General features: G+C 73.3%; 6 protein-coding genes. 4 read left to right on the top strand and 2 right to left on the bottom strand.

The annotated features are described in order from the left end of the window. Window positions 1-79: 79 nt before the first annotated feature. Both ACFWRV_RS36245 and ACFWRV_RS36240 read right to left on the bottom strand, forming a co-directional pair. Window positions 80-412 (bottom strand): hypothetical protein, encoded by a 333-nt coding sequence (locus ACFWRV_RS36245; protein ID WP_384340430.1) that lies wholly within the window; start codon window positions 410-412, stop codon window positions 80-82. 137 nt (window positions 413-549) lie between these two features. Next, a complete protein-coding gene (locus ACFWRV_RS36240) occupies window positions 550-1332 on the bottom strand; it encodes a hypothetical protein (protein ID WP_384340429.1) in 783 nt (260 codons plus the stop codon). Window positions 1333-1907: 575 nt separating this feature from the next. On the opposite strand from ACFWRV_RS36240, the gene ACFWRV_RS36235 reads away from it, so the two are divergent. From ACFWRV_RS36235 to ACFWRV_RS36220, 4 genes are all read left to right on the top strand, one after another. Beyond that, complete coding sequence (locus ACFWRV_RS36235) at window positions 1908-3191, top strand: glycosyltransferase family 4 protein (RefSeq protein ID WP_384340427.1); 1284 nt, start codon at window positions 1908-1910, stop codon at window positions 3189-3191. Beyond that, complete coding sequence (locus ACFWRV_RS36230; RefSeq protein ID WP_384340426.1) at window positions 3188-4018, top strand: transferase; 831 nt, start codon at window positions 3188-3190, stop codon at window positions 4016-4018. Before ACFWRV_RS36235 ends, ACFWRV_RS36230 begins: the two co-directional genes overlap by 4 nt. Before the next feature lie 52 nt (window positions 4019-4070). Next, window positions 4071-5036: a helix-turn-helix transcriptional regulator gene (locus ACFWRV_RS36225; protein ID WP_384340424.1), complete on the top strand. Its 966-nt coding sequence runs from the start codon at window positions 4071-4073 to the stop codon at window positions 5034-5036. Window positions 5037-5426: 390 nt separating this feature from the next. Further along, the gene (locus tag ACFWRV_RS36220) at window positions 5427-5642 is read left to right on the top strand and encodes an I78 family peptidase inhibitor (protein WP_384340422.1); all 216 of its coding nucleotides are present in this window, start codon (window positions 5427-5429) and stop codon (window positions 5640-5642) included. Window positions 5643-5722 lie beyond the last annotated feature (80 nt).

The raw sequence follows: 5722 nt of genomic DNA, 5'->3' as shown, positions 1-5722 counted from the left end.
CCCCTGGACCGCTCTCGCGCGAGCGGTCCAGGGCTTCGTCGTGCGGTCCTGCTCCGTGCGGGCCTCGGGCGTCCGGGGCTCAGGAGTCCCGTGACCCCGGCGGGAGTGCCGCGGGCCGGGGCCGACCCGCGTGCCGCCCGACCCGCTGCCAGGAGCCGAGGCTGCCGGTGTGCTGGCTCTGCCCGCCGCTCCCGCTGTGGCCGTGGTGGCCGCCGGGCCCGGCGGGTGCGGGGTGACCGCTCAGCGGGCTCCTGGAGGCGAAGAGGCCGGCGCCGAAGGCCGCGAAGCCGAGATTCTCCTCGCCGCTCCGGTCGCCCGGCAACGCCCGGAACGAGCGCCGGTACTCGGAGTACAGCGCGTCGTAGATCGGGGTGGGGGACACGGCCCCCGACGGATCCTGCGAAGGACGCATGGCAGGGATCTGACTCTGATGCTGGCGGGAGGAGTCGTATGAGTGCACGTAGGTGCCAACGACCTCACCGCCCGTCGGATGCGGCCCCGCCGGAGAAATCGCTGTTCGGCGGGGGTGTCCGAGCTGGGCGGACACGCTCAGGTCCCGGCCAGCGGCATCGAGGCGGCGACCAGGACCCCGTTGACCGCGGCCTTCTCCAGCGCGTCCCGGAGCAGGTCCTCGCGCGGCTGCTGGCCGATGGTGCCGGCCGGGGCGGCGAAGACGAGCACCGTCTGGGACTTGTTGACCGCGGCCCGCCAGCCGTCGGTCACCTGGAGCGGCTGGTGGGCCTGCCACCAGGCGACCGGATTGCCGCCCCCGGCGCTCGGCTGCAGCACGGCGTGCAGCTGACCCACCGCCAGCAGCACGGACCAGCCCGCGAGGACCTCCGGCAGCCGGTTCATGTCGGGGGCGGGGCAGAAGCCCTGCTCCAGCAGCAGCTGGAGGAACTCGTCGCCCCCGCTGCCGTCGGTGCCGGGCCGGGCGACCGGGCCGGTCGGTTCGACGACCAGGGCCGGGCGCAGATCGTCCTCGATGAGGACGAGTCCGCTGGTGATGCCGAGGACGGCCTGTTCGGGCATGAGCCCCTCCGTATTCTTCTGCTCGCTGCCGGTGATGCTGCGCACCGCGCCCTGGAGCTGGTCCTCCGCGACCTTGACGACCTGCGAGGGGATGCACGTCGCGTGGGCGAACGCGAGGACTGCGGTCTCGTCGCCGATGAACAGGACCGTGCTGGTGCGTTCCTGGTCGGAGTCGCCGGGGGTCCGGCAGGAGGTGCAGTCGTAACTGCCCGGGGCGTTGTCGCCGACGAGCAGCCGGTCGGCCTCGTCGTCGCCGATCTCGGCGCGTACGTCCTGACTGACGTCGAGCATGCGCGGCACGGGGGCTCCTCGAACTCGGTGCGTGGGCCGGGTGGTTCCCGGCTCATGAAGAGACAACGCGGGATCCGTGGCCGGGGTCACGCACCCGGGCGGACGGAAGTGCGGAACAGGTCGACACATCGGTACGTCGAGCAGTCGACGTACGGCTGCCTCGCGGCAGGCGTGCGGCTTCCCTGGCGCCTGGCGTGCGGCTTTTCTGGCGGCCGGCGTGCGGCCGTCGCCCGGCCGGCGTAATCCCGCCTGCGTCCCGCCCGGAAGTTTTACCGGGACGCAGGCAACCTCCCGGCATTTTCCTACGTCAAGCTCGAAGGAAAGCGTTGGCGAACGGGTGGCGGGCAGACGCCGGTTTACCGCACCGGCGGGCCCGCGGACGCGGTCCGGCCACTTCCGGTCCCCGCGGTCAAACGGATGAGCATCTTCCGGAACCCGCAGGTCAGCGGCGGTGTGGTGACGGAACCGGGGATTCCGCGCGCGAGCTCGCGGGCGCTCCGGGATTTCCCGGCGCATTTCGGGCGGAAATCGTCCGGGACGTACAGTCTTGACACAGCCAGGTCGACAGGGGAAACAGCGACACCATGCATATTTCTTTTCTTCTGCACAATGCCTACGGAATCGGAGGAACGATCCGGACGACGTTCACGCTCGCGCGTACGCTCGCCGAGCAGCACGACGTCGAGATCGTGTCCGTCTTCCGGCACCGTGACGACCCGGTCCTCGGCGCCTCCGACGGCGTGACGATGCGCCACCTCGTCGACCTGCGGAAGAAGAGCGCGACCTACGACGGCGAGGACGCCGAACACGCCCGGCCCGCTGCCGTGTTCCCGCGCGGCGACAGCAGGCACAAGCAGTACAGCAGGCTCACCGACGCCCGGATCGCGGCCCATCTCCAGGGGATCGAGGCGGACGTGGTCGTCGGCACCCGCCCCGGTCTGAACGTGCACCTCAGCCGGCAGACCCGCCGCGGACCGGTGCGCGTCGGGCAGGAGCATCTGACGCTCGACAGCCACGGCTACCGGCTGCGCCGCGAGATCGCCCACCGCTACACGCTGCTCGACGCGCTCACCACGGTCACCCGCGCCGACGCGGACGACTACCGCGACCGGCTGAAGCTGCCGGGCCTGCGGATCGAGGCCATCCCCAACGCCGTCCCCGAGCCCGCCTGTCCGCCCGCGGGCGGCGACCTGAAGTGGGTGGTCGCTGCGGGCCGGCTGCACCGGGTCAAGCGCTACGACCTCCTGGTGCGGGCCTTCGCCCGGGTGTCCGCGGCCCGCCCCGACTGGCGGCTGCGCATCTACGGCGGCGGGGACGCCACCGGCAACGAACAGAGCGCGCTGCGCACCCTCATCGACGAACTCGGCCTGCACAACCACGTGTTCCTGATGGGCTCGGCCAACCCGATGGAGGCCGAATGGCCCAAGGGGTCTGTCGCCGCCGTCACTTCGGACCGTGAGTCCTTCGGCATGACGATCGTCGAGGCGATGCGCGGCGGGCTGCCGGTCGTCGCCACCGACTGCCCGCACGGACCGGCGGAGATCGTCGAGGACGGCGTCGACGGCCGCCTGGTTCCGGTCGGCGACCCGGACGCGATCGCGGCCGCGCTGCTCCAGCTGATCGAGGACGACGAACTGCGCCACCGGATGGGCGGGGCCGCGCTGAAGGCCTCGGCCCGCTTCGACCCGGCGCGGATCGCCGAGCGCCACGAGAGCCTGTTCGCCGAACTCGTCGCGCGCGGCGCCCAGGGGCACGGGCACGGCGCCCTGCGCACCGCGCTGCACCGCACGCGGGGCAGCGTCCTCGACGGGGCCTACTCCCTGCGCTACAAGGCCGCCGACATGCTCCGCAAGGGGAGGACCTCATGAGTGCCACCGCCGTACGGGCCGACTGCGCCGCCGACCGGTCCGGAACGCTGACCTTCGACCTGACCGCCCCGGCCCCCGGCCCCGATGCCGTGCTGCTCCTGCGGCGTCGGGGCGCGGCGGGCCGCAAGCTCGGCGGCGCGGTGCGGGTACCGCTCAGCAGGTCAGGGCCCGGGCGGCTGCGGGCGGTGCTCCCGGCCGCCGCCGAACTGGCCGAGGGCCGCTGGGACGCCTATGTCGAGGAGCCCGGATCCGAGCGTGCCGAGGCGGTCGTCGAGCCGGGGCTGCGGGACCTGCGCGCCCTCGTCGACCGCAGCCCGGACACCGGAACCGCGAGCGTCAGCGCCCGGGTGCCCTACCCGACCGCCGACGGCCGGCTCGCCGTGCGCTGCTGGGTCCGTGCCCCGCACGCCGAGGCGGGAGCCGTCGTCGTGGGCCCGGACGGCATGACGGTCGAGGGCGTGCTGTACGGCGTCGTCGCGGGGGAGGGGGCCGCCGTGGAGGCGCGGCTGCCGGGGGACCCGGCCCGGGTGCACAGCTTCCCGCTCACCTCCGCCGACGGGCCGTCCGGCGCCTTCGCCTGCACCCTGCCCTACGCCCCGCCCGCCACCGGGCCGGTGCCCGAGGCGCAGCTCTGGCAGCTGTGGCTGGTCCCGGCGGCGGGTGCGGACGGGGTCAGGATCTCCCGGATCCTCGACGACGTCTGGTCCCGCAACAAGTCCTTCGTCTACCCGGGCCGCCCGGCGGCCCCCGGGGTGCTCGCCACCCCTTGCTACACCGCCGACAACGATCTCTGCCTGCGCCTGGAGCCAGGAGCCGCCGACCGCTGAGCGACGGGGTTGCGGACGGAAACTGTCCGCAACCCCTGGCAGACTCGCCCGCATGTTGGAGACCTCGGCACGACTGCTGCGCCTGCTCTCACTGCTCCAGGCCCGCCGCGACTGGTCCGGCGCCGATCTGGCCGACCGGCTCGGGGTCACCCCGCGCACCGTGCGCCGGGACGTCGACAAGCTGCGCGACCTGGGCTACCCGGTGAACGCCGGCCGGGGCACCGGCGGCGGCTACCAGCTCGGGGCGGGCGCCGAGCTGCCGCCGCTGCTGCTGGACGACGAGGAGGCCGTCGCGGTCGCGGTCGGCCTGCGCACGGCCGCAGGACACGGCGTCGAGGGCATCGGCGAGACCTCCGTACGCGCGCTGGCCAAGCTCGAACAGGTGCTGCCGAACCGGCTGCGCCGCAGGGTGAGCGCGCTGGGCGCGTTCACGGTGCCGATGCTGCGCGGCCCGGACGCCTCCGCGGTCGATCCCGGCCTGCTCACCGAGCTGGCCGGGGCGTGCCGGGACGCCGAACGGCTCCGGTTCGCCTACCGCACCCACGACGGGGAGCTCTCGCGCCGTACGGTCGAACCGCACCGGCTCGTCTGCACCGAGCGCCGCTGGTACCTGGTGGCCTGGGACCTGGAGCGGGCGGACTGGCGCACCTTCCGGGTGGACCGGATCACCCCGACCCCGCCCCACGGCCCCCGCTTCACCCCGCGCACCCCGCCCGCGGAGGACCTGGCGGCGTACGTCTCGCGGGGCGTCGCGGTCTCCGCCTACGCGGCCCGGGCCGTGATCCTGCTGAAGGCCCCGCTGGCGGAGGCGGCCCAGCGGGTGTCGCCGTCCGCCGGGGTCCTGGAGGCCGTGGACGCGGACACCTGCCGACTGACCGCGGGCGCGCCGGACCTCACCGTGCTGGTGATCCACGTGCTGATGATGGGCATCGATTTCGAGGTCGTCGAGCCTCCCGAGCTCACCGAGGTCATACGGGAGGCGAGAGACCGGCTCACGCGTGCGCTCGACGGACCATGACACTCCGGCGCCACTCCGGCCCGGGGGACAGACACTCCCACCCCGTCCCGCGGGCGGGCGTGAGGGAAACGTACGGAAAGGAAAGGCCGGTTTAAGCGGGCGGGAAATTCCGGTGTCCGGCCATTCGGGCGACACGCGCCGCCGATGTGAAAAGAAGCAGGTCATCCCAGTGATTCCGGAAGGCTGTCGACGCCCGCTCGCGCCCGTGAACGGCGGGTCCCGATATTGTGCGCCGCCGCTTCCTTCCGGTCCGTTCGGGTGAATAGGCCCCCGTATACGCGTGTGGGGATCCTGTGACACAAGCGTGACCGGCACGGCATGTGGAGATGCAGCGGAACGCCCGGGCGGCCCCGCCTTCCGTCACGGTCCGGGGCCGCCTACGGTGAGGGCATGGCATCTCTACCGACCCCTCCAGCACAGCCGGACGACGCCACCGAGTCGTACGTCGGCCTCGCCGCCGACGCCGCGGACCGGCAGGCCAGGAGCCGCGGCTGGGACACGGTCCGGGCCGTTCCCCCGGGCACGTTCCTGACCATGGAGTTCCGCCACGGACGGATCAACTTCCAGGTCGAGGACGACACCGTGACGCGCTGCTGGGTGGGCTGACCTCCTCGACCCCGCGTGCCGCCCGGCCCCCGCACGGTGCTCGCCCCCGCATGCCGAAGGCCCCGACCACGGTCGGGGCC

The organism is Streptomyces sp. NPDC058576, from assembly GCF_042718715.1.
GTDB lineage: Bacteria > Actinomycetota > Actinomycetes > Streptomycetales > Streptomycetaceae > Streptomyces.
Note: the sequence above shows the minus strand (reverse complement) of the source record. Positions and strands in the feature narration are given on the sequence as shown.

Bases quoted from the DNA above. Each gene is read 5' to 3' on its own strand.
- ACFWRV_RS36245 (WP_384340430.1), bottom strand. From the start codon at position 412: ATGCGTCCTTCGCAGGATCCGTCGGGGGCCGTGTCCCCCACCCCGATC.
- ACFWRV_RS36235 (WP_384340427.1), top strand. From the start codon at position 1,908: ATGCATATTTCTTTTCTTCTGCACAATGCCTACGGAATCGGAGGAACG.
- ACFWRV_RS36230 (WP_384340426.1), top strand. From the start codon at position 3,188: ATGAGTGCCACCGCCGTACGGGCCGACTGCGCCGCCGACCGGTCCGGA.
- ACFWRV_RS36225 (WP_384340424.1), top strand. From the start codon at position 4,071: ATGTTGGAGACCTCGGCACGACTGCTGCGCCTGCTCTCACTGCTCCAG.
- ACFWRV_RS36220 (WP_384340422.1), top strand. From the start codon at position 5,427: ATGGCATCTCTACCGACCCCTCCAGCACAGCCGGACGACGCCACCGAG.